The organism is Desulfotomaculum sp. OF05-3 (genome assembly GCF_003435535.1).
GTDB lineage: Bacteria > Bacillota > Clostridia > Lachnospirales > Lachnospiraceae > Pilosibacter > Pilosibacter fragilis.
In genome coordinates, this window is sequence record NZ_QWGO01000032.1 from 226 (window position 1) to 2,327 (window position 2,102).

Here is a 2,102-nt window from a genome sequence, read left to right on the forward strand (position 1 = left end):
AAGATGGTACTGGAAGGTCTTTCGGAAGCACTTCATGTATCGATTGAATGGCTCAAAGGGGAAACCGATGAATATGAAACTGATATTACGGATAAGAAAGAATTGCAGATTCGTGATGCGATGGGCGACATTCTCAAACAGTTTCCTCTTGACCTCAATAAAACAGAAGACGCTTTTTCTAAAGACTTACTGCTGTTAATGTTAAAGCAATATGAACTGTTTCTGGATTCGTTTCAGTTCGCCTGTAAAAATTACAAAGGCAGTACCAAAGATGCGGACATTGCCAAAGTAATGGGATTTGAATCGAAAGATGAATATAATGAGATTATGTTTCTCAGGGAGATCACACATACTGTCAACGCATTTAATGATATGGCAGATGTTGTAAGGCTCTATTCAAAGAAACCGGAAGCGGCAGAACAAAGGCTTGCAAATCTTTTATCCGAAGTTATGTATGACGATTCTGAATCGGTATAGTAAGATAATCGGAGTTATGATACAATGAGCGCAAGCGAGTCAAGCTGTTTACAGATTTGACGAGCGGCGAATTGGCTTATGGACTTGTCCATAAGATGCCTACACGCAAGAAGCATTTCAGCAGTTCCGATTGTCTGATATCGAAAGGAGACATACGATTATGGCAAAAGGATCTGTTAGAAAAAAAGGAAAAAAATGGTACTATCGTTTCTATGTAGAAGATGCAAGCGGTAAAATGGTTCAGAAAGAATACGCCGGAACCGAAAGTAAAAGTGAGACGGAAAAGCTTCTCCGCAAGGCACTGGAAGACTACGAAGATAAGAAGTTTGTTGCAAAGGCAGATAATCTTACCGTAGGGAAACTTCTGGATATGTGGGCAGAAGAAGAACTGAAAACTGGGACACTCAGCAACGGTACAGTGGAAAATTATCTTGGTGCAATCCGATGTATCAAAAAACACCCGATTGCAGACCGCAAACTGAAAACAGTTACTGCCGAACATTTACAGGCATTTCTTGATCTGCTTACATTCGGTGGTGAGTTTCCAGACGGGAAAGTAAAAAAGGGATACAGCAAAGATTATATCCATTCTTTTTCCGCAGTGTTACAGCAGTCATTCCGTTTTGCAGTATTTCCAAAACAGTTAATCAGTTTCAATCCGATGCAGTATATTAAGCTGAAAAAGCAGGCAGAGGAAGTTGACCTCTTTTCCGATGATGAAGTGGAAGAAGGTACACAGCCGATTTCACATGAGGATTATGAACGGCTTATCCAATATCTGGAAAAGAAAAATCCACCTGCTATTCTTCCGATTCAAATTGCGTATTATGCCGGGCTCCGTATCGGGGAAACCTGTGGTCTTACATGGCAGGACATTAACCTTGAGGAACAATGCCTGACCATAAAACGCAGTATCCGCTACGACGGCATGAAACACAAAAATATTATCGGACCAACGAAACGGAAAAAAGTAAGGATTGTTGATTTTGGAGATACGCTGACTGAAATACTGAAAGCTGCCAGAAAAGAACAGCTCAAAAACCGGATGCAGTATGGCGAATTATATCACCGCAATTACTACAAAGAAGTGCATGTGAAAAACAGGGTATATTATGAATACTATCATCTTGACGGAACACAGGAAGTCCCGACAGATTACAAAGAAATCTCCTTTGTCTGCCTGCGACCAGATGGCTCTTTGGAACTGCCGAGTACACTCAGCATTGTATGCAGATCAGTGGCAAAGAAGCTGGAAGGATTTGAAGATTTCCATTTTCACCAGTTGCGTCACACTTATACCAGCAATCTGCTTTCCAATGGAGCTGCACCGAAAGATGTACAGGAACTGTTAGGACACTCTGATGTCAGTACCACAATGAATATTTACGCTCACTCAACAAGAAAAGCAAAACGGGATTCCGCAAGACTTCTTGATAAAGTAGCGAGCAATGCTTAACTAAAAATTTCCCTTATTTCCCTTGCGGATTCCGCATAAGGGCAAAAATAAGGGAAAATACATATCATTTCACTATTTAATGGGCTGAAAAGCCTGTAAAATAAGGAAAGTTCAGGAAATCTCTCCACAAATTTCGATTTATCTTGGCGTTCCGTCATCATTAAAATTC

Annotated in this window: 2 protein-coding genes; both read left to right on the top strand. The window is 40.6% G+C overall.

Going from position 1 to position 2,102, the window contains the following annotated elements; all coding sequences use genetic code 11:
• The coding region (locus tag DXA87_RS14160) for a transcriptional regulator (RefSeq protein ID WP_242998098.1) at positions 1-477 on the top strand (477 nt) is incomplete at its 5' end.
• Positions 478-637: 160 nt separating this feature from the next.
• Positions 638-1,933 (top strand): tyrosine-type recombinase/integrase, encoded by a 1,296-nt coding sequence (locus DXA87_RS14165; RefSeq protein ID WP_117505034.1) that lies wholly within the window; start codon positions 638-640, stop codon positions 1,931-1,933.
• The last annotated feature ends 169 nt before the right edge of the window (positions 1,934-2,102 follow it).

Bases quoted from the DNA above. Each gene is read 5' to 3' on its own strand.
- DXA87_RS14165 (WP_117505034.1), top strand. From the start codon at position 638: ATGGCAAAAGGATCTGTTAGAAAAAAAGGAAAAAAATGGTACTATCGT.